This window comes from Sphingobium aquiterrae, assembly GCF_037154135.1.
GTDB classification, from domain to species: Bacteria; Pseudomonadota; Alphaproteobacteria; order Sphingomonadales; family Sphingomonadaceae; genus Sphingobium; species Sphingobium aquiterrae.
Genome location: NZ_JBANFL010000014.1, coordinates 71,963 through 97,125, shown reverse-complemented (window position 1 = coordinate 97,125; position 25,163 = coordinate 71,963). Strand labels below are relative to the sequence as shown.

At 66.3% G+C, this 25,163-nt stretch carries 25 protein-coding genes, 1 tRNA gene and 1 other RNA gene; 12 read left to right on the top strand and 15 right to left on the bottom strand.

Features of this window, described 5'->3' with window-relative positions:
• The first annotated feature begins 108 nt into the window (after positions 1-108).
• Positions 109-1,464, top strand: a complete 1,356-nt coding sequence (locus WFP78_RS23455) for a pseudouridine synthase (RefSeq protein WP_419722981.1) — start codon at positions 109-111, stop codon at positions 1,462-1,464.
• The gene (gene rsmD / locus WFP78_RS15710; protein ID WP_336964295.1) at positions 1,461-2,000 is read left to right on the top strand and encodes a 16S rRNA (guanine(966)-N(2))-methyltransferase RsmD; all 540 of its coding nucleotides are present in this window, start codon (positions 1,461-1,463) and stop codon (positions 1,998-2,000) included. The genes WFP78_RS23455 and rsmD overlap by 4 nt, the downstream gene beginning before the upstream one ends.
• 87 nt (positions 2,001-2,087) lie before the next feature.
• Here rsmD and WFP78_RS15705 read toward each other — a convergent pair whose 3' ends face one another.
• Positions 2,088-2,534: a globin domain-containing protein gene (locus WFP78_RS15705; protein ID WP_336964292.1), complete on the bottom strand. Its 447-nt coding sequence runs from the start codon at positions 2,532-2,534 to the stop codon at positions 2,088-2,090.
• A 109-nt stretch (positions 2,535-2,643) separates the two neighbouring features.
• On the opposite strand from WFP78_RS15705, the gene WFP78_RS15700 reads away from it, so the two are divergent.
• Positions 2,644-3,126, top strand: a complete 483-nt coding sequence (locus tag WFP78_RS15700; RefSeq protein ID WP_336964289.1) for an Rrf2 family transcriptional regulator — start codon at positions 2,644-2,646, stop codon at positions 3,124-3,126.
• On the opposite strand, the gene WFP78_RS15695 is transcribed toward WFP78_RS15700, so the two are convergent.
• Positions 3,083-3,478, bottom strand: coding sequence for a Fe-S oxidoreductase (locus WFP78_RS15695; RefSeq protein ID WP_336964287.1), 396 nt, complete (start codon positions 3,476-3,478; stop codon positions 3,083-3,085). The genes WFP78_RS15700 and WFP78_RS15695 overlap by 44 nt on opposite strands.
• 152 nt (positions 3,479-3,630) lie before the next feature.
• Positions 3,631-4,023, bottom strand: coding sequence for a GFA family protein (locus tag WFP78_RS15690; RefSeq protein WP_336964285.1), 393 nt, complete (start codon positions 4,021-4,023; stop codon positions 3,631-3,633).
• A 121-nt stretch (positions 4,024-4,144) separates the two neighbouring features.
• On the opposite strand from WFP78_RS15690, the gene WFP78_RS15685 reads away from it, so the two are divergent.
• From WFP78_RS15685 to WFP78_RS15655, 7 genes are all read left to right on the top strand, one after another.
• Positions 4,145-6,433, top strand: coding sequence for an ATP-dependent helicase (locus WFP78_RS15685; protein ID WP_336964281.1), 2,289 nt, complete (start codon positions 4,145-4,147; stop codon positions 6,431-6,433).
• Between the two features lie 13 nt (positions 6,434-6,446).
• A complete protein-coding gene (locus WFP78_RS15680; RefSeq protein ID WP_336964278.1) occupies positions 6,447-6,833 on the top strand; it encodes a SpoIIAA family protein in 387 nt (128 codons plus the stop codon).
• 189 nt (positions 6,834-7,022) lie between these two features.
• Positions 7,023-7,673, top strand: a complete 651-nt coding sequence (locus WFP78_RS15675; protein ID WP_336964275.1) for a L,D-transpeptidase family protein — start codon at positions 7,023-7,025, stop codon at positions 7,671-7,673.
• 359 nt (positions 7,674-8,032) lie between these two features.
• Complete coding sequence (locus WFP78_RS15670) at positions 8,033-8,665, top strand: YitT family protein (protein ID WP_336964272.1); 633 nt, start codon at positions 8,033-8,035, stop codon at positions 8,663-8,665.
• A gap of 70 nt (positions 8,666-8,735) precedes the next feature.
• Positions 8,736-10,037 carry an MFS transporter gene (locus WFP78_RS15665; RefSeq protein ID WP_336964269.1) on the top strand — a complete coding sequence of 434 codons (1,302 nt, stop codon included), beginning with the start codon at positions 8,736-8,738 and terminating at the stop codon, positions 10,035-10,037.
• Entirely contained in the window at positions 10,034-10,951 is a 918-nt protein-coding gene (gene cysK / locus WFP78_RS15660; protein WP_336964266.1) for a cysteine synthase A, read from the top strand. Before WFP78_RS15665 ends, cysK begins: the two co-directional genes overlap by 4 nt.
• Before the next feature lie 129 nt (positions 10,952-11,080).
• Complete coding sequence (locus WFP78_RS15655) at positions 11,081-12,421, top strand: cell wall hydrolase (protein WP_336964263.1); 1,341 nt, start codon at positions 11,081-11,083, stop codon at positions 12,419-12,421.
• 36 nt (positions 12,422-12,457) lie between these two features.
• Here WFP78_RS15655 and WFP78_RS15650 read toward each other — a convergent pair whose 3' ends face one another.
• From WFP78_RS15650 to hisI, 4 genes are all read right to left on the bottom strand, one after another.
• On the bottom strand, positions 12,458-14,263 hold the full coding sequence (locus WFP78_RS15650; protein ID WP_336964260.1) for an acyl-CoA dehydrogenase C-terminal domain-containing protein: 1,806 nt from the start codon (positions 14,261-14,263) through the stop codon (positions 12,458-12,460).
• A 62-nt stretch (positions 14,264-14,325) separates the two neighbouring features.
• The gene (locus WFP78_RS15645; protein WP_336964257.1) at positions 14,326-14,739 is read right to left on the bottom strand and encodes a MerR family transcriptional regulator; all 414 of its coding nucleotides are present in this window, start codon (positions 14,737-14,739) and stop codon (positions 14,326-14,328) included.
• 48 nt (positions 14,740-14,787) lie between these two features.
• Positions 14,788-15,333, bottom strand: a complete 546-nt coding sequence (locus WFP78_RS15640; protein ID WP_336964255.1) for a hypothetical protein — start codon at positions 15,331-15,333, stop codon at positions 14,788-14,790.
• Positions 15,320-15,691, bottom strand: coding sequence for a phosphoribosyl-AMP cyclohydrolase (gene hisI, locus WFP78_RS15635; protein WP_336964253.1), 372 nt, complete (start codon positions 15,689-15,691; stop codon positions 15,320-15,322). The genes WFP78_RS15640 and hisI overlap by 14 nt, the downstream gene beginning before the upstream one ends.
• A 139-nt stretch (positions 15,692-15,830) precedes the next feature.
• Between hisI and WFP78_RS15630 the strand changes: the two genes are divergently transcribed.
• Positions 15,831-16,130, top strand: a complete 300-nt coding sequence (locus WFP78_RS15630) for a hypothetical protein (RefSeq protein ID WP_336964251.1) — start codon at positions 15,831-15,833, stop codon at positions 16,128-16,130.
• 680 nt (positions 16,131-16,810) lie between these two features.
• On the opposite strand, the gene WFP78_RS15625 is transcribed toward WFP78_RS15630, so the two are convergent.
• The 4 genes from WFP78_RS15625 to lon all read right to left on the bottom strand — a co-directional run bounded on the left by WFP78_RS15625 (position 16,811) and on the right by lon (position 21,141).
• On the bottom strand, positions 16,811-17,860 hold the full coding sequence (locus WFP78_RS15625; protein ID WP_336964248.1) for a Glu/Leu/Phe/Val family dehydrogenase: 1,050 nt from the start codon (positions 17,858-17,860) through the stop codon (positions 16,811-16,813).
• A gap of 138 nt (positions 17,861-17,998) precedes the next feature.
• Positions 17,999-18,075 (bottom strand) — tRNA-His (locus WFP78_RS15620).
• 247 nt (positions 18,076-18,322) lie between these two features.
• Positions 18,323-18,595, bottom strand: coding sequence for an HU family DNA-binding protein (locus tag WFP78_RS15615; RefSeq protein ID WP_336964246.1), 273 nt, complete (start codon positions 18,593-18,595; stop codon positions 18,323-18,325).
• 149 nt (positions 18,596-18,744) lie between these two features.
• Entirely contained in the window at positions 18,745-21,141 is a 2,397-nt protein-coding gene (gene lon, locus WFP78_RS15610; protein WP_336964243.1) for an endopeptidase La, read from the bottom strand.
• A 137-nt stretch (positions 21,142-21,278) separates the two neighbouring features.
• Here lon and WFP78_RS15605 point away from each other — a divergent pair, with 137 nt between their 5' ends.
• The gene (locus tag WFP78_RS15605; RefSeq protein ID WP_336964240.1) at positions 21,279-21,890 is read left to right on the top strand and encodes a methyltransferase family protein; all 612 of its coding nucleotides are present in this window, start codon (positions 21,279-21,281) and stop codon (positions 21,888-21,890) included.
• Between the two features lie 16 nt (positions 21,891-21,906).
• Here the strand turns inward: WFP78_RS15605 and WFP78_RS15600 are convergent, their stop codons facing one another.
• The 4 genes from WFP78_RS15600 to bla all read right to left on the bottom strand — a co-directional run bounded on the left by WFP78_RS15600 (position 21,907) and on the right by bla (position 25,158).
• Positions 21,907-22,230, bottom strand: a complete 324-nt coding sequence (locus WFP78_RS15600) for a YbaB/EbfC family nucleoid-associated protein (protein WP_336964237.1) — start codon at positions 22,228-22,230, stop codon at positions 21,907-21,909.
• Entirely contained in the window at positions 22,227-23,909 is a 1,683-nt protein-coding gene (locus WFP78_RS15595) for a DNA polymerase III subunit gamma/tau (RefSeq protein WP_336964234.1), read from the bottom strand. The genes WFP78_RS15600 and WFP78_RS15595 overlap by 4 nt, the downstream gene beginning before the upstream one ends.
• A 141-nt stretch (positions 23,910-24,050) precedes the next feature.
• Positions 24,051-24,148: signal recognition particle sRNA small type (gene ffs / locus WFP78_RS15590), an RNA gene on the bottom strand.
• Positions 24,149-24,189: 41 nt separating this feature from the next.
• Positions 24,190-25,158: a class A beta-lactamase gene (gene bla / locus WFP78_RS15585; protein ID WP_336964232.1), complete on the bottom strand. Its 969-nt coding sequence runs from the start codon at positions 25,156-25,158 to the stop codon at positions 24,190-24,192.
• Positions 25,159-25,163 lie beyond the last annotated feature (5 nt).

The following is a 25,163-nucleotide window of genomic DNA, read 5'->3' as shown; positions in this document are numbered from 1 at the left end:
CAACCGCCCAAGAAAAACAACCGACGACCGCAATCAGGCCGGCCCGACCCACGGGCCGGGGGCGGACGCGGCGCGTCCGGGCCCGCCAGGGGCAAGATGCTGGACAAGATGATCGACAAGATTCAGGGCAAGCCCGCCGATCCCGCCCAGCCGCGCGCCGAACGGCCCAAGGCGGCCGCTGGCGCAAAGGCGGGACCACGCCCCGCGCCCAAGGCCGGCGCAAGGAACGATGCCCCCCCGCGCCCCGCGCGCAAGACCGGGACGAGGGACGACGCAACCCGGCGCGCCCCGCGCAGGGACGGCGAACGGGACGATTTCCCCCAACGCCCCGCCCGCAACGCCAGCGCAAGGGATGACACCGCCCCGCGCCCTGCACGCACGACCGGCGCAAGGAACGACGCACCCCCGCGCCCCGCGCGCAAGACCGGGACAAGGGACGATACAACCCGACGCGCGCCGCGCAGGGACGGCGAGCGGGACGATTTCCCCCAGCGCCCCGCCCGCAACGCCAGCGCAGGGGATGACACCGCCCCGCGCGCCGCACGCCCCCTCCGCACGACCAAAGCGCGGGACGATGCAGCCCGGCGCCTCTCGACCGACACCGGCGCTTTGGCAAAAGCATCCCGCCGCTTTCCGCCCAAGGCGCCGCGCGGCAAGGGGCCTGCAGCGAATATCAATCCGCATCCGGCCCATGCCGCCGCGGCCGAAGGCAAGGAACCGCAGCGCATCGCCAAGCTGCTCGCCCGCGCCGGCATCGCGTCGCGCCGCGAAGTCGAACGGATGATCACCGAAGGCCGTGTCGCGCTGAACGGTGACATTCTCACGACGCCGGCCACCCTGCTCCCCTCGCTCCATGGCGTGACCGTGGATAGCATCGCCGTCGCCGCCCCGGCGCCCGCCCGCCTGTTCCTGTTCCACAAACCGGTCGGCTATCTCACCACCGAGCGCGATCCGCAGGGCCGCCCGACCATCTACGACCGCCTGCCCGCCGACCTGCCCCGGGTGATGCCCGTCGGCCGGCTGGACATGTCGACCGAGGGGCTGCTGCTGCTGACCACCGACGGCGAACTCAAGCGCCAGCTGGAACTGCCCGCGACCGGCGTGACGCGCAGCTACCGCGCCCGCGCCTTTGGCGAGGTGAGCCAGGCGCAGCTGGAGGAACTGGTCATGGGCGTGGAGATCGAAGGGGTGCGCTATGGCCGCATCCACGCCAATCTGGAGCGCCGCACGGGCCGCAACCAGTGGATCGAAATGTCGCTGACCGAAGGCAAGAACCGCGAAGTGCGCCGCGTGCTGGAACATCTGGGGCTGAAGGTGAACCGCCTGATCCGCACCAGCTACGGCCCCTTCGCGCTGGACGACCTGCCGGTGGGCGCGGTGTTCGAGGTGCGCGAGCATGACCTGACCGTCTTCCGCAACACCTTGAAAAAAGGGAAATATGACGGAGATCGCGACGCGTCATGAGGATCATTTCAGGCCAATGGCGCGGGCGCACCATCGCCTCGCCAAAGGGGGACAGCACGCGCCCCACGGCAGATCGCGTGCGCGAGGCATTGTTCTCCATGCTGACCAGTCGGCTGGGGAGCTTCGAAGGGCTCGCCATCGCCGACCTGTTCGCCGGATCGGGCGCGCTGGGCTTTGAAGCCCTGTCGCGCGGCGCGGCAAGCTGCATCTTCGTGGAGCAGGACAAGGCGGCGGCCGACACGCTGCGCGCCAACGCCGCGAAACTGGGCCTTGCGCGCCCCGATGTCCGCCAAAGCTCGGTATTGTCGCTCGGCACGGCCCCCGCGCCGCTCGACCTGATCCTGATGGACCCGCCCTATGCGACGGGCGCCGGCTCGGTCGCGCTCGACAAGCTGGCGCGCCTCGGCTGGACCGGGCCCGCCACCTGGGTCAGCATCGAAACCGGCCGGGGCGAGGATGTGGCGGTGAAGGGCTTTGTCGCCGATACCGTCCGCGACATCGGCAAGGCCCGCCTGCACATCCTGCGCGCGGAGTGATGGCCGCCGCCTGAAGCCAGGCAGCGGATTGGAGCTTTTTCCGTGATTTCCGAGTCGCCAGATGAGGCCATCTGGCTCGAAATCACGCTAGGCCGCCACGGCATAGGCTTCGGCTTCCTTGCCGATCAGCAGGTTGGCGAGGAACCAATAGGCCTCTCCCCAGGCCGCCAGCACGGCGTCGGTCGCGACCTCTTCGCCCAGCACATCGCGGATGGCGGGCAGCAGCGCTTCGCCCACCTTGGGATAATGCTCCGCCCGCACCCCGGTCTCGACATGGCGCGCGACCATGCGGGCGACCGCGCCGTCCAGCGCCTGCAGCCGATCGATATTCTGCGCATAGCCAAGGATCGCGGCGGCCAAGCGGCGGGGCTGTTCTCCACTTTCCTGCGCGGCCTGATCGAACAGAGCCTTGACCTGCGCATCCTCGAACAGCCGGGCATACATGCGCGTGGTGATCTCCACGCCATGCTTTTGCAGGGCCGGGCCGGTGGATTTGACGATGGCGATGGTTTCAGGGCTCAGATTCGCGGTCATGCTTGGCTCCTTTTAATGTGCATATGAAATACATCTATATGCGCCATCAGAAAGATGCAATTGTAATATATGTTTTGATGTTGAAGGTCCGGCAGGCTAGGATCGGGCGATGCGGCTGACCCTTCACACCGATTATGCTCTGCGCCTGTTGATCCACCTCGCGGCCAGCCCGGACGGGCGCGCCACGATCGCGGATGTGGCCGCCGGTCACGACCTGTCGCGCAATCACCTGATGAAGGTCGTCAACCAACTCGCGAGGGACGGATTCCTGGCGACGCAGCGCGGGCGCGGCGGCGGCTTCGCCCTTGCCAGACCGGCGGAAGAGATCATGCTCGGCACTGTCGTGCGCACGACCGAGCCGGATATGCGGCCCGCCGATTGCGCGGTCTGCGCCATCCGGAGCGCCTGTGGCCTGTCGGGCATTTTCAGCAAGGCGATGGCGGCATTCATGGCCGTGCTGGACGAACACAGCCTGGCCGATGCCGTGCGGGACAAGGCGGGGCTGGCGGCCCTGATCGCCGCCATGCCCCGCCCCGTGCCCGCAGAGGTCAGCGCTTGCGGCGCATCTTCCCCTTTGCTTCACCTGGGTTGATGCAACTGTCCTGCACCGTCCTGCTGCACAGGGGATAGTCGGCCCTGGCTTCGGGCGGCGGCGTGGCGTTGCCGCCGACCATGACGGGATTGGCCGCGCTGCCGACCGGCGCAGCCGGGCTTTTCGGCGCATTGGGATCGGCGGGAACCATAGCGGGCGCCGGCGGCACCTGCCCCTCGGGCACACCGGCATTGGGGTCGGCGGGCGGCGGCGGAGGCGGCGGCAACTGGCCCGACTGGGGCATTTGTTGCGCGCTCATGTCGTTGGGCGTGGCCGTCTGCGGGTCCGTCTGGGCAAAGGCGATTGCGGGCCATGCCAGAATCGCGATGCCAGAGAGAATTGCGGCTTTCATCAGGTTCTACTCCTTATCTTGTCACCCCCTGATGGAACCGCGCCAACGTGGCGGCACAGCCCTGCGTTCCGCCGCCGCCGTTCCGCCCGCGACCGGGCGTGCCTCCGCTGACGCCAACCGATCGGCGCCCACCAGCATCATCCCGGCCGGAACTATCCCGGAAAACGCGCGAACCTGGGCAAGGCGGGGAGCTTTTCCATCCAGTGCGCCGCTTCCGCCACCTGGATGCATGCGGTGGGCGGATAGGCATCGGGATCGTCCAGCGTCGCCGTCTGGATGTCGATCTTCCCCTGGAAGATCGCATCGCTGGTGTAGAACAGCCCCGTGCCGCATGTGCCGCAGAATGAGCGGGTCGCATGTTCGGACGAGCGATAGCGCACCGGATCGCCCGTGATGCGCACCTTGTCCGCGGGAAACAGCGCCCAGCCGACCATCGGCGCGCCCGCGCTCTTGCGGCAGTCGCTGCAATGGCACAGCGCGCTGTGCTCGGCTTCGCCCTCCACAGTGTAGCGGATGGCGCCGCAATGGCATCCTCCAGACGGCATGTCATATCCTCCCATGATCGATTCGCCTTTTGTTCTCATTACAGCAATTGCCGGGCAGACACCATCGCCCCACAGCATCGCCCTTGCCCCGGAGGCCAGCGTTCCCTAATTGTTCAACATCATGTCAGCTTCCGTCCCCCTGCCCGCGCCCTCGCCCGATGATCCGCCCTATCTGCAGGGGCTGAACAGCCCGCAGCGCGAGGCGGTGCTCACCACCGAGGGGCCGCTGCTGGTGCTGGCCGGCGCCGGCACGGGCAAGACGGCGGCGCTCACCGCCCGCCTTGCCCATCTGGTGGCGACCCGCCGGGCCTGGCCGTCGGAAATCCTGTGCGTCACCTTCACCAACAAGGCCGCACGCGAGATGAAGGAGCGGGTCGGCCGGATGATCGGCCCGGCGGTGGAGGGCATGCCGTGGCTGGGCACCTTCCACGCGATCGGCGCGAAGATGCTGCGCCGCCATGCCGAGCTGATCGGCCTGCAGAGCAATTTCACCATCCTCGACACCGACGACCAGCTGCGCGTGATGAAGCAGCTGATCCAAGCCGAGGGGATCGACGAGAAGCGCTGGCCCGCGCGCCAACTGGGCGGCCTGATCGACCGCTGGAAGAACCGGGGCATGAACCCCGAGGATGTCGATGCCGGCGAGAGCGAGCATTATGCCAATGGCAAGGGCAAACAGCTTTACGCCGCCTATCAGGCGCGGCTGCTGGCGCTCAACGCCTGCGATTTCGGCGACCTGCTGCTGCATGTGCTGACCCTGCTGCGCAAGGACCGCGAAGTCTTGGCGCATTACCAGCAGCGCTTCAAATATGTGATGGTGGACGAATATCAGGACACCAATTCCAGCCAGTATCTCTGGCTGCGCCTGCTCGCGCAAAGCCACAGGAATATCTGCTGCGTTGGGGATGACGACCAGTCGATCTACTCATGGCGCGGGGCGGAAGTCGCCAATATCCTGCGCTTCGAAAAGGATTTCCCCGGCGCGAAGATCGTGCGGCTGGAACAGAATTACCGCTCCACCCCGCATATCCTGGCCGCGGCCTCCGGCGTGATCGCCGAAAATGGCGGGCGGCTGGGCAAGACGCTGTGGACGCAGGAGAGCGAGGGCGAAAAGGTTCAGGTGCTGGGCGTGTGGGACGGGCCGGAGGAGGCCCGCCGCGTCGGCGACGAGATCGAGACGATCCAGCATCGCGGCGGCAGCCTGGACGATGTCGCCATCCTCGTGCGGGCGCAGCACCAGACCCGCGAGTTCGAAGACCGCTTCATCGCCATCGGCATGCCCTATCGCATCGTCGGCGGCTTCCGCTTCTACGAGCGGGCGGAAATCCGGGATGCGCTCGCCTATCTGCGCCTCGTCAACCAGCCCGCCGACGACCTTGCCTTCGAACGGATCGTCAACGTGCCCAAGCGCGGCCTTGGCGACAAGGCGGTGGAGAAGATCCATCGCCTCGCCCGTGCCGAGGGCACGCCGCTCACGCTGGCCGCCGCGCGCATCCTCGACAGCGACGAGCTGACCCCGCAGGCCCGCCGGGCGCTGGGCAATTTCGTCGCCGACCTTGCCCGCTGGCGCGACCGCGCGAAGGACCTGCCCCATGCGGAACTCGCCCGGCAGATCCTGGACGAAAGCGGCTATACCGCCGCGCTGCAGGCCGAACGCTCCACGGAAGCGACGGGGCGCCTTGAAAACCTCAACGAACTCGTCCGCGCCATGGAGGAATATGAGACGCTGGGCGCCTTCCTGGAGCATGTCTCCCTCGTCATGGACAATGAGGCGCAGCGGGACGAGCGCAAGGTCACGATCATGACCATCCACGCTGCCAAGGGGCTGGAATTCGACACCGTGTTCCTGGCCGGCTGGGAAGAAGGCATCTTCCCCTCGCAACGCGCGCTGGACGAAGGCGGCCTGTCCGCGCTGGAGGAGGAACGGCGGCTTGCCTATGTCGCCATCACCCGCGCGCGGCGGCGCTGCATCATCCTGCATGCCGCCAATCGCCGCATCTACGGCCAGTGGACCAGCTCCATCCCCAGCCGCTTCGTGGGCGAACTGCCCCCCGCCCATGTGGAAACGCAATCGAGCATGGCCGGCGGCGCCTCGCTCTGGCGCGCCAACTGGTCGGAACGCGCCGATCCCTTCGCCGATGTCGGGCGCGGCACCGGGCGCGGTCCGGGCTGGCAGCGCGCGCAGACATCCGGCCAGTTCGTCCGCGAACCCACCCGCATTGTCGAGGCGCGGCAATCCGCCGTCAGCCTGGGCAACAAGGGGCGCAGCGACCTGTCCATCGGCATGCGCGTCTTCCACCAGAAATTCGGCTATGGCGCGATTGCCGAGATCGAGGGCAACAAGCTGGAAATCGACTTCGAAACCGCCGGGCGCAAGCGCGTGATGGACAGTTTCGTGTCGCCGGGATGAAGGGAGAGGTCCCATGATCACCACCCGCCCGCTCACCCCCAATGCCGTCGAGATCATCGTCGACGGTGCCCTTGCCCGCGAGGATATCCCGCGCGTCATCGCTGATGTCGTTGCGGTGCTGGAGGGCACGGACCGGCTGGACATGATCGCCGATGTGCGCGGCGCGCCAGACCTCCATCTGTCGCTGTTCCTGGAGGAATTGAAGCATCTGCCCGCCCTGTTCCGCATCATGAAGGCGCTGGACCGGGTTGCCCTGATCGCGGATGAAAGCTGGATACGCACGGCGGCGAAGATCGAGAGCAAGCTGCTGCCCGGCATTGCCTATGAGGTGTTCACCCGCGCCGAAGAGGGCCATGCGCGCGACTGGGCCCTGCGCCGGACCGACATCGCGCATGCCTGAACATGGGCCTTGAACTGGGGCCTTGAACTGGGGCCTACAGGGGGCCGATAGAGACTTCCTCCGTCGTTAACCCGCGCACCCCCTATCGTCCCGCAGCGGCACAGCGAAAATAGGCATCTGGCTGTTTTCCCGGCTTTTTGGCAGGGAGGATGCGGTGAACAGGCACTGCGGGAATCAGGAACGGCGACAATGAAACTGACAGGTGGATTGGTGCTGGTGGCGGTCGCTGGCATAGCGACAGGGCTTGCCGCACGGGCGCCTTCCGACGTGCCCGGCGCGCCGCGGACGGCAGCCGTGGCAAAGCACGCCAAGGCGGCGACGCTCGCCAAAGCCGCGGCCCCCGCGCCGACCGCCGTCGCCGCCCGGCAGGACAATCCCCTGGTCATCAAGCGGGTGCTGACCATCACCGGCCCGTTCCGCCATGGCGACTGGCTGTGGGACGACAAGGGCGTGCCGGCCGGCCCGCTGGTCATCACGGTGGACCTCAAGGCGCAGACGCTCTCGGTCTTCCGTGGCGGCTATGAGATCGGCGCGGCCGTGATCGCCTATGGCGCGGACGAAATGCCGACGCCGCTGGGCGTCTTTCCCATCCTCCAGAAGGATGCCGATCACTGGTCCAGCCTCTATGACGCGCCGATGCCCTATACGCTGCGCCTCACCAATGACGGCGTCGCCATCCACGGCAGCCAGGTGGCGCGGGACAAGGCCACCCATGGTTGCATCGGCGTACCCACAGCCTTCGCCAAGCTTTTGTTTGCACAGGCGAAACTCGGCGACCGGGTGATCGTGACCAATGGCCGGATGATGGACCTTTCAGGCGTACGGACGACCGGCGCCTGAGGCGCGGCCTGCCTGCCCCTTGCCGGGGGAGCGATGCCGGGCATGGACCATGCCGGGCAAGGATGGATCGACATTCACAAAGAGGCAGGCTGGTTACAGCCAGGACCATCGTCATGCTGAACGTGTTTCAGCATCCATTCCTCCACATGCGTGATGGTTTCAGGAGGCGCGATGGATGCTGAAACACGTTCAGCATGACGAATTGGAATAAATATAGCCCAATCATTCAAGAGAGTTGAATGTCGATCCGTCCTAGGAGACATCTGGCCATCCCGGCGCGGCGGCGCTAGAGCAGCCACAGAAGGGCCAAACAGGCTCCATCGGGGGATGAGAGCCGAGGCGTCATCGACAGGACAGCCATGCCAGAACGCCCCGCCCTTTCCCATATCGTCCCCAATCCCCGCCCCCATAGCTGGCCGGAGGACCTTTATGCGATCGTCCTTGGCGCCTCGTTCATCGCGCTCGGGCTGACGTTGCTGCATCAGGCCGATCTGGTGACGGGCGGCATGGCGGGCGTGGCGCTGCTGCTGTCCTATTTCGTCCCGCTGTCGCCCGGTACGCTGTTCACGCTGGTCAACCTGCCCTTCTTCCTGCTGGCCTGGCGGTGGATGGGCCGCAGCTTCGCGATCAAGACCATCATCGCCAATGTCGCCATCACCCTGATGGCGGCGGGCATGCCGCATGTGATGGCGATCGGCTGGCTCAGCCCGCTTTATGCGGCCGTGTTCGGCGGCACCATCATCGGCTTTGGCATATTGGCGCTGGCGCGGCATGGCGCGGGCGTGGGCGGCATCGGCGTGGTGGCATTGGGCCTGCACCGCGCGCGCGGCTGGAATGCGGGGCGCACGCAGCTGATGGCCGATGCCGTCATCCTGGGGCTGTCCTTCCCGGTGCTGGAATTCAACCGTTTCGCTTTGTCCGCGGTCTCCGCGCTCGCGATCAGCCTGGTGCTGATCGTCAACCACCGCCCCGGCCGCTATGTCGGCTATTGAAGGCCCAAGCGAATATTCCCCGGGCGAGCGGTTGCGAACGTGCGACGGTCGGGACTAAAGACTGGCACACATGCCTCCCCAACCATCACGCCATCCGCTGCGCTTCGCCAATTTCCGGTCCTATCTGGTCGGGCGCCTGTGCGCCGTCCTCGCCCAGTTCGCGATGATGATCGTGATCGGATGGCAAGCCTATAATATCGCCCGCGAAACCATGGGGCCGCAGGCCGCGGCCGCGCAGCTTGGCCTGATCGGCCTTTCGCAATTCGTGCCGCTCTTCCTGCTGACGCCGGTGACGGGCTGGGTCGCGGATCATTTCGACCGGCGCTTCATCGCCCGCTCCACGCTGCTGCTGCAGATCGGCGCCGCAACGATGCTGGGCGTCGCCACCTATGAAGGCTGGGTCAGCCTGCCGATGATCTTCGGCGTCGCGATGTTCCTGGGCGTGGCGCGCGCGTTCAACGGCCCGGCGCTGAGCGCGCTCGCCCCCAATCTGGTGCCCAAGGAGGTTCTGCCCAACGCCATCGCGATTTCCAGCGTGGCGTGGCAATCCGGCATGATCATCGGGCCGGCGGCGGGCGGCTATGCCTATGCCATCGCCCCCTGGGGCGCCTATGCGCTGGCGACCGGCCTGTTCATCGTCTCGCTCGTCTTCCTGATGTTCATCGGCAAGGTGCCGCAGCCTCCGCGCGACACCAGCCGCAAGCCCATCGCCCAGATGATCGACGGCCTGTCCTATGTCCGCCGCAACCGGCTGGTGCTTGCCGCGATCACGCTCGATCTGTTCGCGGTGCTGCTGGCGGGCACCACGGCCCTGCTGCCGGTCTATGCGCGCGACATCCTGCATGTCGGCTCGGCGGGGCTGGGCCATCTCGCCGCCTCGCCCGCCATCGGCGCGGGCCTGACCGCGCTCATCCTCTCGGTGCGGCCGATGCGCAACGAGGTCGGGCTGAAGATGCTGATCGCGGTCGTCGTCTTCGGGCTCGCCACCGCGACCTTCGGCGCGACCGCCTTCCTGCCGCATGTCCTTGCCATGCCGGTCGCGCTGGGCGCGATGCTGGTGTGGGGCAGCGCGGACATGATTTCGGTCTATGTCCGCCAGTCGCTGATCCAGCTGCACACGCCCGACGAGATGCGCGGCCGGGTCTCCAGCGTGTCGCAACTCACCATCTCCGCGTCCAACGAACTGGGCGAGGCGGAGTCGGGTTTTCTCGCCGCGCTGATCGGCCCGGTGGCGGCCGTCGTCGCCGGCGGCATCGGCGCCATCGTCATTACGCTTGCCTGGGCGAAACTTTTCCCCGAACTCAGGCTTGCACGCACCTTCGCCCTACCCGACATGCGGACGGACGACCCATCTGAGGAGAAGAAGGCATGAAAGCGTCCAACATTCTCGAAACGATCGGCAATACCCCCCATATCCGCGTCAGCCGGCTGTTCCCCGATGCGGAGGTCTGGATCAAGTCGGAGCGGACCAATCCCGGCGGGTCGATCAAGGACCGTATCGCCCTCGCGATGATCGAGGCGGCCGAGGCATCGGGCGCGCTCACCCCCGGCGGCACGATCATCGAGCCGACATCGGGCAATACCGGCGTCGGCCTGGCCATGGTGGCGGCAGTGAAGGGCTATAAGCTGATCCTCGTCATGCCCGAAAGCATGTCGATCGAGCGCCGCCGCCTGATGCTGGCCTATGGCGCGAGCTTCGACCTGACGCCGCGCGAAAAGGGCATGAAGGGCGCAATCGAGCGGGCGCTGGAGCTGGTGTCGCAGACGCCGGGCAGCTGGATGCCCCAGCAGTTCGAGAACAGCGCCAATATCGACGTGCATGTGCGCACGACCGCGCAGGAAATCCTGGCCGATTTCGCCGATACGCCGCTGGATGCGCTGATCACCGGCGTCGGCACCGGCGGCCACATCACCGGCACGGCGCAGGTGCTGAAAAAGGCGTGGCCCGCGCTGAAGGTCTATGCGGTGGAGCCCACGCTCTCGCCCGTCATCAGCGGCGGCCAGCCCGGCCCGCATCCGATCCAGGGCATCGGCGCCGGCTTCATCCCGGCGAACCTGCACACCCAGCTGCTGGATGGCGTGATCCAGGTCGATCCGGCCGATGCCAAGGACTATGCCCGCCGCGCCGCGCGCGAGGAAGGCATGCTGGTCGGCATCTCCTCGGGTGCCACGCTGGCGGCGATCGCGCAGAAGCTGCCGGACCTGCCCGCCGGCGCAAAGGTGCTGGGCTTCAACTATGACACCGGCGAGCGTTATCTGTCTGTGCCCGACTTCCTGCCGGAATAAGGGCGCGGGCCGGCGCGCCTTGCCTTGCCGGGCGCTTCACCGCGAGGCCCTCGCCCGCTATACAGGCAGGCGACGGAAAGCGATGATCTTGCGGTGATCGGTACAGGCACCATGGAAGCTATATGGAAGATGAAGGCCGGCGATGTCGCCGTGCGGCTCTTCTGGGGGCTGGCCTTTATCGGCCTGCCGGCGATGATCGCCGCGCAGGAAGGGCGTGCGCCGGTCCTTGCCTCCGGCGATGGCGCGCATGCCGTCGATCGCGGGCAATTGCATGGCGGCTCCGGGGCGACACCGCCGCCGGTGGAGCCCCTGGAACTGCTCGCGCTGGACCGCGACCGGGCGCGTGCGATCAACGCGGCGACGCCCTTCTCGGCGCTTCGCAATCCCGCCGCGCAACCGTTCAACTTTGCCGGCGGCGAATTTGCGCGGGAACGGGCGGTAGACTGCCTGGCAGCGGCGCAATGGTATGAAGCGGGGGACGATCCCACGGGCGAACGCGCCGTCGCGCAGGTGGTGCTCAACCGCCTGCGCCATCCCGCATTCCCCAAGACGGTCTGCGGCGTGGTGTTCCAGGGGGCGGAACGCAGCACCGGCTGCCAGTTCACCTTCACCTGCGACGGGGCGCTTGCGCGCACGCCCTCGCATGAGGCGTGGGACCGCGCCCGGCAGATCGCCCGCGCGGCGCTGAGCGGCAGCGTCTATCGCGCGGTCGGCTATGCGACCCATTATCATACCGACTGGGTGGTGCCCTATTGGAGCGCCAGCCTGGAGAAGATCACGGCGGTGGGCAGCCATCTTTTCTTCCGCTGGGCAGGCTGGTGGGGCACGCCGCCCGCCTTCCACCGCGCCGTGGACAGCGACGAGCCGGTCGTCGCGCAGATCGCCCGCCTCTCCAGCGCCCATGCCGCGCTGGCGGAAGCAATGCCCCCCGATCCGCTGACCCCGGCCTTGGATGCCGCGGCAACCCTTGCCGCGGCGCCGCAGCAAGCCATCGGCGCGGACAAGGTCGGCACGCAGTTCGGCGAGGCCCGGCTTGCCGCCGTCGAGCCTGACGGCACCGGCTTTGCCGTGACGCTGCCGACCGGCGCGCAGCCCGACGCCATGCCCTCGCTCGCTCGCATCTTCTGCGCGGGCCGGGCGAAATGCCGCATCCTTGCCTGGCGCGACGCCAGCCGCGCGCCCAGGGCATTCCCGGTCGACAGGACGTTGCTGGCGGACATGAGCTTCAGCTATATCCAGCTGGCGGACAGCGGCCTAGCCCGCGCGCTGTGGAACTGCACGCAGTTCCCGCGCCTCAACCCCGCCGAATGCATGCGCGCGCGCATACCGCAGCCCGTCGCGACGCCGGTTCTCAAGCCCGGCGCGTCAGCGCTACCGCCCATGATGACCGGCGTGCGACGTGGACGCTATGAGCAGGTGACGATCTCTCCCGCCGCGCCGCCGCAGAAACAGGAACAACCGATACGCTGATCGCGCACCGGCTGTTCCTGTCAGACGAATGTCCCGTCAGGCAGCGGTAGCGAACATCTCCGGATCAAGCGCCATCAGCGCTTCCGCCCCGCCCTCGATCTTGCGGCGGAGCGCGCCGGCGTCCGGCATGATCCGCTCGGCATAGAAGCGCGCCGTCACCAGCTTGGCCTCCAGATATTTGGCGTCGCCTTCCCCCGCCGCCAGCAGGCGCGCGGCGGCATCGGCCATCCGCAGCCACATCAGCCCCACCGCGACGATGCCCATGATGTGCATATAGGCATAGGCGCCCGCGCCGGCATTATTGGGGTTCTGCATCGCATTCTGCATCAGCCACATGGTCGCGGCCTGCAACTGGCCGTTCGCCTTCTCCAGCGCCTCGGCAAAGCTCGCGAGCTTCGGATTGGCCTTCGCCGCCGTCACCTCTTGCGCCACCGTCGCGAAGAAGGCGCGGATCGCCCGGCCGCCATTCATCGGCAGCTTGCGGCCCACCAGGTCCATCGCCTGGATGCCGTTGGTGCCTTCATAGATCTGGGCGATGCGGGCATCGCGCACATACTGCTCCATGCCCCATTCCCGGATATAGCCATGACCGCCAAAGACCTGCTGCGCGGTCACGGTGACATCGAAGCCCTTGTCGGTCGTATAGCCCTTCACCACCGGCGTGAGCAGCGAGACCATGTCTTCCGCGCTCTGGCGCTCCTCCTCGGTCTGGGCGTTTTCCGACAGGTCGACCTGCATCGCGCTCCACAGGCACAGGGCGCGCAAACCCTCGGTCAGCGCCTTGCCTTCCATCAGCATCCGGCGGACGTCGGGATGGACGAACAGCGTGTCCGCCTTTTCCTGCGGTTCGGCCGGGCCGGTCAGCGCCCTGCCCTGGCGGCGGTCATGCGCATAGTGGACGGCGTTCTGATAGGCGACCTCGGCCTGGCCAAGCCCCTGCAGGCCCACGCCCAGGCGCGCGGCGTTCATCATGATGAACATGGCGGCGAGGCCCTTATTCTCCTCGCCCACCATCCATCCGGTCGCGCCGTCATAGTTCATGACGCAGGTGGAATTGCCATGCAGGCCCATCTTGTGCTCGATGGAACCGCAGGACAGGGCATTGCGCGTGCCGAGCGATCCGTCATCGTTCACCAGCACCTTGGGCACCACGAACAGCGAGATCCCCTTGCTGCTTTCCGGCGCGCCCGGCGTCTTGGCGAGGACGAGGTGGATGATGTTCTCCGTCAGGTCCTGCTCGCCCGAGGAGATGAAGATCTTCGTGCCCGTGATCGCATAGCTGCCATCGGCATTGGGCACCGCGCGGGTCTTGATAAGGCCCAGGTCGGTGCCGCATTGCGGCTCCGTCAGGTTCATCGTGCCGGTCCATTTGCCCAACACCATGTTGGGAACATAGGTCTGCTGCTGCTGCGGGCTGCCCTTCGCGATCAGCGCCGAAATCGCGCCATTGGTCAGGCCGTGATACAGTTCGAAGCCCTGATTGGCCGACAGCACATATTCGGCAAAGGCGGTGGAGAGGATGGAGGGCATCCCCTGCCCGCCAAATTCCACCGGCGCGTGCAGCGTCGTCCAGCCGGCGTCCACATATTTGTCGAACGCATCCTTGAAGCCCGGCGGGGTGGTGACGGAACCGTCCGGGTTGCGCACGCAGCCGACCTGATCGCCGACCTGATTGAGCGGAAACAGCACCTCCGCGGCAAACTTGCCGCCTTCCTCCAGCACCGCGCCCACCAGATCGGACGTGACGCCTTCAAAGCCGGGCATGTTGGCATAGCGGTCCAGACCCACGACATGCTCGATGACGAACAGCGTATCACGGACGGGGGCGGTATAGCGGGGCATGGGACTCTCCGTTTCTTATGATGTCTTGCGGCTGGCCGCGCAGGATGCGCGGCGCAGCCCGATCAATTGCCTGATTCGACCAGGGCGACGAAGGACGACAATTCCGCAATCGCGGCTTCGATATCGGCCCTTTGCCGGGTCAGCAGGTCGATACGCGCGCGGCATTTCTCGATCGTGACGCGCCGCTGCGCTTCCCGGCCATCGTCCAGATCGTAAAGGTCGATCATCTCGCGGATCTCGGCCAGGCTGAACCCGACCCGCTTGCCGCGCAATATCCAGGCCAGGCGCGCCCGGTCGCGACGCGAATAGATGCGCGCCAGCCCTTGCCGCCGGGGGGAGATCAGCCCTTCATCCTCGTAGAAGCGCAGGGCGCGGGCAGTGACGCCGAATTCCTCCGAAAGATCGGAAATCGTGTAGCTTTCCCGGTCGGAAAGGTCGGGCATCTCGACGCCCGCAATCTGGACAGCACGGTTCATGCCTGTTTTTCTATTTGACGTTTACGTTCACGTCAAGTCGTCCACCTTCTATCCGCCGCAGAGCGTGCCGCCACGACGATCGGTCGCCACGGCTGCCGCGCGCGGATCATTGCCGATCCGGGGCAGCGACACGCCCGCCAGCGATCCCCGGCCGCTGCACAGCGCATCGCATGCCATGTCCACAACGCCGGGCAACGCGATCCGATCCCCTTCATAATCGGCCACGACGATGCAGCCGGATCGGCCGGAGAAATGGAGGATCAGCTTGTCGCCCGCACGCCGGGCCGTGCCCTCGCCCCGACAGGACTGTTCCGTCCCGAACACCGCCTCCATGCCGAAACGATATGGCTTCTGCGCCGGCCCCGGGATCAGGCACAGCAGGTCGCGGCCAGCCTCATGGGGTCGCTGATAAAGGCCGACGGGGGAGATTGCGCGCGGATCGGCAATCGCGCCGCTTGCGATCGCCGCCCGCTCCAGCGCGGAGGCTTGCGGGGGCGGCGTGCCGTGATCGCCGGGCGCGGCGGCATCCCCGCCGCCGCATGCCGCCAACGCGGCGAGCATGGGCAGAAGGATGAACCGGTCAGCCCTCGCCATCGACCCTTTCCAGCCCATCGGGGAGGACCCGACGGAAGAAACAGCTGCGCTCCCCGGTATGGCAGGCCGGCCCGTCCGCGCGCGCGATCAGCCAGACCGCGTCCTGGTCGCAATCGATGCGGATATCCTCGACATGCAGCATGTTGCCGGAGGTTTCGCCTTTCTTCCACAGCGACTGGCGGCTGCGCGACCAGAAATGGGCGATCCGGGTTTCGATGGTCAGCGCCAGCGCCAGCGCATTCATATGCGCCAGCATCAGCACCGTGCCGTCGCCGGCATCGGTCACGACCGCCGTCACCAGCCCGTCACCGTCATATTTCGGATCGAGCGCCAGCCCGGTATCGCGTGCCTGTTCCATGGTGAGGCTATAGAATGGCCGATGCCCGTTGCGAAGGGGAAATGGACAGGTGTAAAGCCTAGCCAACCTGCCTTGCAAAACAATGGCTGTTGCATTGATTGCAATGGACATTGCAGTGCAGCATCTTCAGTGGAACGTCATGACTCAACATCGGACCATCATGGAAGCCATCGTCACCCGCCGCTGCATCGAGGCGACGTACAACAAGATGACGGTGAAACTGGCACCGCATATTCTCTACACCCGCCATGACGAGCTGTTCATCGACGCGGTGACGGTGGAGCGGGAAGGCGAGCCCCCGCGTGAGTTGAAGCTCGGCACATTCAAGCTGGCGGGCCTGGCCGTGCGCGAACTGACCCCCATCGCCTTCGACAAGTCAGAGGTCTTCAACGCCGAAGAGGAAAAATATGCCGGCGTGACCCTGCTCGCCGTCGATTGAGACCTTCCCGGCCGGCCGTGGTGCTCCTCCTCGGCTGAGATGCTTCTCGCAGACCGAAACCGCGCCCTGGCGGGCCTTGCGACCTGCCGATCGCCCGGCGGCATCTGCGTCGGATTATGACAGGGGCCTGCAACGCTCCCCATGAACGGCTACGGTCCGCGTTCCTGCCGGCATCCATTGCCGAGCTTCGAGCATGCGCGGCGCCTTGATGCGATCGGCATCCGCGAGGATCACGCCCCTGGCGCCGCCCATCGGAAGGCCCGCCATCGCATTCCTGTAGGGCGGATCGACATTCAACTCTCTTGAATGATTGAGCTATGTTTATTCCAATTCGTCATGCTGAACGTGTTTCAGGATCTATCGCGCCTCCTGAAGCCATCACGCATGTGGAGGAATGGATGCTGAAACACGTTCAGCATGACGATGGTCCTGGCCGTAGCCAACCTACCCTCTTCTGAATGTCGATCCGCCCTAGTTCATGCCGCGCGAGAGGTTCCACCCGCCCGCGCAACTCCCCGGCGTCGAGTGCCCGTCCCGGACGGTCGACCGCTACAGGACGGCCACAGGCCGGGTGACGCACGCGCCTGCGGAAACAGTCCCTGCTCGCCGATACCCGAAGAAAGCGCTGCGCGGCGCGGCACCAGCGCCGGCACCGGCACCGGCACCGGTGCCGCGATCCGTCAGCCGCGACCGATCAATGCCTGCGCCATGGCGTCGGCGACATCGGCGGCCGGGCGTCCGCTCACCTTGCTTTCCTGCCAGATCGCGAAAAGCCGCTCGGGGATGCGGGCGATGCGGCCATAGACCTCATCCCGGTCGCCCTGCCCCAGATATTCCAGCGCGACATTGATGATGCCGCCGGCGTTGATGACATAGTCCGGCGCGTAGAGGATGCCGCGTTCGTGCAGCAGCGCCGCGTCCTGCGGGGTCGCGATCTGGTTGTTGGCGCCACCCGCCACGACCGGCGCGCCCAGCAGCGGAATGGAATGGCGATTGAGCACCGCGCCCAGCGCATTGGGGCTGAACACATCCGCTTCGACGCCGACGATGCTGTCCGTATCGGCCAGCTGCGCGCCCAGCTCGGCCGCAAGCGCCTTTGCCCGGTCGATATTGACGTCCGCCAGCGTCAGCCGCGCACCATCCTTCGCCAGATGCCGCGCCAACCCGCCGCCGACGCTGCCCACGCCCTGGATGGCGACATGCACGCCGGCCATGTCGTCGCGCCCCATGGCCTGCTTCACGGCTGCCTTGACGCCCAGATAGACACCATAGGCCGTGAAAGGCCCCGGATCGCCACCGGCGCTGCCCGCCGCGACCGGCAGGCCGGAGACATGCCGAGTCGCCCTGGCAATCGTCATCATATCCGATTCGGAGATTCCGACATCCTCGGCCGTGACATAGCGCCCGCCAAGCGATTCGACGCAGCGGCCAAAGGCCTCCAGCATCTGCGGCGTCTTGGTGCGACCGGCATCCGCGAGGATCACGCCCTTGGCGCCGCCCATCGGCAGGCCCGCCATCGCATTCTTATAGCTCATGCCGCGCGACAGGCGCAGGGCATCGGTGATGGCGTCCGCCGTGTCGCCATAATGCCAGAAGCGCACGCCGCCCGCGCCCGGCCCCAGGGCGGTCGAATGCACCGCGACCAGCGCCGTCAGCCCGCTCGCGCGATCGCGGAACAGGTGAACATCCTCATGGTCATCGAAGTCGGGGAGATCCCAGGGAGTCGTCATGGCACTCTCGAAATATAATTACGAGAATCGGTAATAATATGCCTTGCCGGGATTTTCCAGCCCAAAGCGGCAACAATGCCCGTGCCGGCCATGATTGGCCGCCCATCGGGGGATTTCCGCATGATGGAAGGGAGGAAATGGGGCGATCGAGGGGTCTTGAACCCCCGACCTCTGGTACCACAAACCAGCGCTCTAACCAACTGAGCTACGATCGCCATGCCACGCTTTCCGCGCGGAAGGCGGCACATAAGGCGGGCCGCACCCCAGCGTCAAGCATCCTTTTTGCGGTTGCGGACAAAGCTGCCGGACAAAGCCCCGGGAAGGCCATGAGCGCCATCCCCCCATGAAGGGCGCGCAAAGAAAGCCGCCGGTCGCGCAAAGGAAAAGGGCGAGGCCCACCGGCCCCGCCCTTTTCGATTTCATCCGCTGGCCCGGCAAACCGGACCGCGATGGATCAAGCTGTCAGTTGACAGCGTCCTTCAGGCCCTTGCCGGCCTTGAACTTCGGCTGGCTGGACGCCTTGATCGTCATGGTCTCGCCGGTACGCGGGTTGCGGCCGGTGGACGCCTTGCGCTTGGAAACCGAAAAAGTACCGAAACCGACCAGACGCACTTCGTCGCCCTTCTTCAGCGCGCCCGTGATCGAATCGAAAACGCTCTCAACGGCCTTGGTGGCGTCGCTCTTGCTGAGGCCGCTGCCATCCGCGACTGCGCTAATCAAATCCTGTTTGTTCATGCCTTGGGAACCCCCTTGTTTGTTGTTGCTAATAGGAATCGCGGCGTAAGGCGGGCAATAAAGGCGTGGAAATTTTGCGCTGTCAAAGGGAAAGCGACAAAAGTGGCCTGACAATACCACTTTTGCGCTATATGTCCGGAAATCCTTGGTTAATGCCGCAAAGCAGCATCATTTTCCGGGCTGTGCCCAGGTCTGGGCTGGGCCGCCAGATCATCTTCCTCCGTCCAAGCGATCGCTTCCAGCGGGGCGACGAGCGCCCGCGCCAGCACCTGGTCGACATGCTCGACCGGGATGATTTCCAGCCCTTCGCGGACATTGGCCGGGATTTCCGCCAGGTCCTTTTCATTTTCCTGCGGGATCAGCACGGTCTTGATGCCACCGCGCAACGCGGCCAGCAGCTTCTCCTTCAGGCCCCCGATCGGCAATACCCGGCCGCGCAGGGTCACTTCGCCCGTCATCGCCACATCCTTGTGAACGGGGATGCCGGTCAGCGTGCTGACGATGGACGTCACCATGCCGATGCCCGCCGACGGACCGTCCTTGGGCACCGCGCCTTCGGGCAGGTGGATGTGGATATCCTTGCGGTTGAACAGGCTCGGCTTGATGCCATAGCCGGGCGAGCGCGCCTTCACATAGGACCATGCGGCCTGGATCGATTCGGTCATCACATCGCCCAGCTTGCCGGTCGTGCGGATCGCGCCCTTGCCGGGCACCGTCACCGACTCGATGGTCAGCAACTCGCCGCCCACTTCCGTCCAGGCAAGGCCGGTCACGGCGCCGATCTGGTTCTCCTCCTCGCCCATGCCGTGGCGGAACTTGCGCACGCCGGCATAGTCGGCCAGATTCTCCGGCGTGATCGTCACCTGCTTATAGACGCCTTCAAGGATCTTGCGCAGCGCCTTGCGGGCGAGACGCGCAATCTCGCGCTCCAGCGTGCGGACGCCCGCCTCGCGGGTATAATAGCGGATGAGGTCGCGCACGGCGCCTTCGGTGACGACGAACTCCTCATCCTTCAGGCCATGCGCCTCGATCTGCTTGGGCAGCAGGTGGCGCTGGGCGATCTCGACCTTTTCGTCCTCGGTATAGCCTTCCAGCCGGATGATCTCCATGCGGTCGAGCAGCGGCTGCGGCAGGTTGAGGCTGTTCGCGGTGGTCACGAACATCACGTCCGAAAGATCGACGTCGATCTCCAGATAATGGTCCTGGAACTTGGCATTCTGTTCCGGGTCGAGCACTTCGAGCAGCGCCGACGCCGGATCGCCGCGGAAATCCTGGCCCAGCTTGTCGATCTCATCCAGCAGGAACAGCGGGTTCATCGTCCCCGCCTTTTTCAGGTTGGTGACGATCTTGCCCGGCAGCGAGCCGATATAGGTGCGCCTGTGGCCACGGATTTCCGCTTCGTCGCGCACGCCGCCCAGCGACTGGCGCACGAATTCGCGGCCCGTGGCTTTTGCGATGCTGCGGCCGAGCGAGGTCTTGCCCACGCCCGGAGGGCCGACGAGGCACAGGATCGGCCCCTTCAGCTTGTTGGTGCGCGCCTGGACCGCGAGATATTCGATGATCCGGTCCTTGACCTTTTCCAGCGCGAAATGATCCGCATCCAGGATTTCCTGCGCGCGCTTGAGGTCGGTCTTCACCTTCCCCTTCTTGCCCCAGGGCAGGCCGAGCAGCACGTCGAGATAGTTGCGCACCACGGTCGCCTCGGCGGACATGGGCTGCATGGTCTTGAGCTTCTTCAGCTCGCCCGTCGCCTTGGCGCGCGCCTCCTTGCTGAGCTTGAGCTTGGCGATCTTCTGCGTCAGCTCGGCCAGCTCGTCGGCGTCCTCGCCTTCGCCATTGCCCAGTTCGCGCTGGATCGCCTTCAGCTGCTCGTTCAGATAATATTCGCGCTGGGTCTTCTCCATCTGGCGCTTCACGCGGCCGCGGATCTTCTTTTCGACCTGCAGGACACCCAGCTGCCCTTCCATGAAGGCAAAGACCATTTCCAGCCGCTTGATCGGATCGATCTCGACCAGCAGCGCCTGCTTGTCGGCAACCTTGACGTTGATGTTCGCGGCGACCGCATCGGCCAGCTTCGAGGCATCCTCGATCTCGCGCAGCTGCACCGGCGTTTCGGCCGGCAGCTTCTTGTTGAGCTTCGCGTAATTTTCGAACTGCTCGGCCACCGAGCGCATCAGCGCCTCGGCCTCCGGCCCCTCGGCCTCGCCTTCCTTCAGCAGGCCGATCTGGGCGACGAGATGATCGGGCTCCGTCACCACCGCTTCCAGCTTCGCGCGCTGCTTGCCTTCCACCAGCACGCGCACGGTGCCGTCGGGCAGCTTCAGCAACTGCAGCACGGTGGCGATGACGCCGGTGTCGTACAGCGCATCGCGATCGGGATCGTCCTCGGCCGGGTCGAGCTGCGACACGAGGAAGATGTCCTTGTCGGCTTCCATGGCCTTTTCGAGCGCGGCGACGCTCTTGTCGCGCCCCACGAAGAGGGGGACGATCATCTGCGGGAACACGACGATGTCGCGCAGCGGCAGCAGGGGGTAACTGATAATCATCTTATCTCCATACGGCCATCATAGGACCGTTCGAAGCCTATATGGGACGAACGAGATTAACGATCAATGTCCCGCCGGACGGTTGCAGCAGGTAGATCGTTACCGTACTATATATGCAATACAGAAGGAAGATCGCCATGCCATTGCTTCCATTGCATATATGGGCGCCCAGCCCGGTCGCGCCGGCGGTGATGATCGTCTTTCTGTCCGGCGCGGCATTGTTCGTCACCCTTCTGATCGTCACCCGCCTGCGCCGGGGAGGATCGTCCGGGGGCGGCGAAACGCGGGACTGGACATCCATGCTGGGGGTCGCCGCGCAGGGACTCGCCATCGCGCTGTGCAGCGGTCCGCTCAGGATTGCCGGCCCCTTCCTGCCCAGGGCGCAGGCGCCAAGGCTGGTCGCCGTCGCGGCGCTGATGCTGCTGACCGTCGGCCTGTTCGGCTGGGCCACGCGGGCGATGGGACGGAACTGGGCCATCGTCGCCCGCACCCGCGCGGATCACCAACTGGTCACGGGCGGCCCATTCGCGATGATGCGCAACCCCATCTATGTCGCGCTGTTCGCCTTCATGCTGGCGATGGCCGTCGCCACCGGCCATCTTCAGGCGCTGGTCATCGCCCTGCCGCTCTACGCCATCGGCACGGCCATCCGCGTCCGGCGCGAGGAGGCGCTGCTACGCGCGCATTTCGGCGCCAGCTATGATGCCTATGCCGCGCGCGTCCCGCGATTCCTGCCCGGCCTTTTCTGACCGGCCTTTTTAACGATCAGAACGGCAGCTTGAAGCCGGGGGGAAGCGGCAGGCCGCTGGTCATCTTGCTCATTTCGGCCTGGCTGACTTCGTCCGCCTTCTTGCGCGCATCGTTGAACGCGGCGGCGACCAGATCCTCGACCATCTGCTTTTCGGACGGCTGGAGCAGCGATTCATCGATGTCGACGCCGACGATCCGGCCCTTGGCTGTCGCCCGCACCTTCACGATGCCGCCGCCCGAAACGCCCTCGACCTCGATCTTGTCGAGATTGTCCTGCGCCTTGGTCAGCTCTTCCTGCACACGGCTTGCCATGCCAAGGATTTCATTGAGGTCTTTCATGCACTTGCACTCCACTGTTCAGTTGCGTCCACCTCCAGCAGTTCAGCGCCGGGAAAGGCGCCCAATGCGGCGCGGACGATGGGGGTTTGAAGAATGGCATCGCGCGCCTGCGCCTCGCGGTCGCGCTCCTGCTCCAGCAATGTCGGGGCCGCCGGGCCGTCACCGGCACCCACCTGCCAGCCCGTGCCTGTCAGTTCCCTGAGGGCCTGCGTCAGCTCGCGATTGAAATCGGCGGAGAGCGGCTGGACCGGGCGGATATGCAGTTCCGGCGGCGCATAGCGCACCAGCCCGACACAATCGTGCAGGTTCTGCGCCATCTGCCCCTTGCCCACTTCCCACAGCTTTTCGATGAGCGCGGGGAAATCGGCGGGGGGCGTCGGACCCGATGGTTCCGGCGGCGCCATGTCTTGCGGCGTGGCGGCCTGCGGCGCTGCTACGGCCTGCGGTGCGAACATATCCGGCTCGGGCGGCGCGGCCTGCGACGCCTGCTCCTGCGGCAGGCCGCCGCCCTCGCGCAGCAGCCGCGCCAGTTCGCCCGGGTCAGGCAGGGTCGCGGCATGCACGACGCGCAGCAGCGCCATCTCGCACGCCTCGATCGGCATGGCGGCGCTCGCCACCTCGTCATGCCCCTTGAGCAGCAGCTGCCACAGCCGATGGAGCGGCGCGAAGCCCATCGCGCTCGCCCACTCGGCGATCTGTTCGCGCTCCTCGGCGGACTGGGCGGGATTGCTGTCGGTCCGCCCGGCCTTGGCCACGGTGATCGCATGGACCATTTCCAGCAGCCCGCGCATCAACGCCAGCGGCTCCACGCCCAGGTCATGATGGTCGCGCACCGCCGCCAGCACCGGCCCGGCCTGCCCTTCCAGGATCAGCCCCATCAGCCGCCGCACCGCGCCGCGATCCGACAGGCCCAGCATCTCGCGCACCTGCGCCGCCGTCACCAAAGCGGCCTCGCCGCCGCCTTCGGCATGGGCGATGGCCTGGTCCAGGATCGACAGGCCATCGCGCGCGGAGCCTTCGGCCGCCTGCGCGATCAGCGCCAGCGCCTCCTCCTCCGCCTGCACACCCTCGGCCCCCACCACATGGGCGAAATGCGCGGCAAGCTGCTCGGCCGAAATGCGTCGCAGGTCGAAGCGCTGGCAGCGGGACAGCACCGTCACCGGCACCTTGTTCACCTCTGTCGTGGCGAACAGGAACTTCACATGTTCAGGGGGTTCTTCCAGGGTCTTGAGAAGCGCATTGAACGCATTCTTCGACAGCATGTGGACTTCGTCGATGATGTAGACCTTATAGCGCGCCGACACCGCGGCATAGCGCACCGCCTCGATGATCTCGCGCACATCGTCCACGCCGGTATGGCTGGCGGCGTCCATCTCGATCACGTCGATATGGCGGCCCTCGGCGATCGCGCGGCAGGGCTCGCAGACGCCGCAGGGGTCGATGGTCGGCCCGCCCTGCCCGTCCGGGCCGATGCAGTTCAGCGCCTTGGCGATCAGCCGCGCGGTCGATGTCTTGCCCACCCCGCGCACGCCGGTCATCAGGAAGGCATGGGCCAGCCGGCCGCGCTGGATGGCGTTGCCCAGCGTGCGCACCATCGCATCCTGGCCGATCAGTTCGGCGAAGGTCTGCGGGCGATATTTGCGCGCAAGGACGCGATAGGGCTGCGGTGAATCGGACATGGAGCCGGTCTAGAGCCTTTCCACATCGAGCGGAAACGCTCTTTCTTTTGTGGTCGCATTTTCGAACCGAATGACCGCTCCACAGTCATTGCCGAAAATGCTCTCGCCGTTCCGCCCGAACATGTCGAAGGCGGGAAGAGACAAGGTGGGAGCCGGAACGACCCGCGGCAAAATCGTTGTGGCTGCTTCCGTCAGGACCTGACCAAGTTGGCGACGACCACGTCCGCCCGACTCCCGGGCGGGCATATGGCGGATCATCCCCGCCAGCGCAAGGGGCGGGCTATTGCGCCGGGCGGTTGTGGATATTGGCCAGGGTGCCGATGGCGGCGGAGGCGGCCTCGGCGATCACCGCTTCGGCCGCCTCGCCCGTCGCCTTCGGCCGGTCGAGATAGATGGCCAGCACATAATCCTGCCCCTCCGGCGAACGCAGCACCGCGACATCGTTCCAGGCATTGGTACAGGTGCCCATCTTGTGCCCCGCGCTCCACCCGTCGGGCAGGCCGGCGCGGATGCGGCGGTTGCCCATGGTGGTGCCGTCCATCCAACCGCGCAGCGTCGCCGCCGCGCCCTGTGGCATGTCCTGGAACAGCAGCCGCGCCATCAGGATCGCCATCGCCTGCGGACTGGTGGTGTCGCGCGGATCGCCCTGCGCATTTTCATTGAGCATAGGTTCGGTGCGATCCAGCCGCGTCACCTCGTCGCCATGGGCGCGGATGAAGCCGGTCAGCCCTTCCGGCCCGCCGGTCAGCGGCAGCAGCATGTTGGCCGCGCTGTTGTCGCTCAGCTGCACCGCCGCCTTGGCAAGGTCGCCGATCGCCATGCGGCCTGCCTTCAGGTTCGCCTTCACCGCCGGCGCATAGTCCAGCACATCTTCCTTGCGGATCGGCAGAGTGCCCTCCAGCCCGTAGCGTCCCTTCTCGGCCCCCATCAGCACAGCGGCGGCCAGCGGCGCCTTGAACGTCGAGCACATCGCGAAGCGTTCCTCGCGGTTGAAGCCCAGCAGCAGCTTGCCCTGCGCATCGACCAGCGCGATGCCCAGCCGCCCGCCCGAATCCTGCTCGATGGCGGCCGGGTTCCGCCCGCTCGCCTTCACCGGCGCTTCCAGATAATCGAGCCGCAGGCGTGGCCGCGCCCCATCCTGCATGGCGTCCTGCGCGGCGGACGCGCCCGGCAAAAGCGCCAGCCCAGCCACCATCAGCCCAGCCGCCATCAACCCCGCCGCCATCGGTCCCGCCCCGATCAAACGCATCGTCT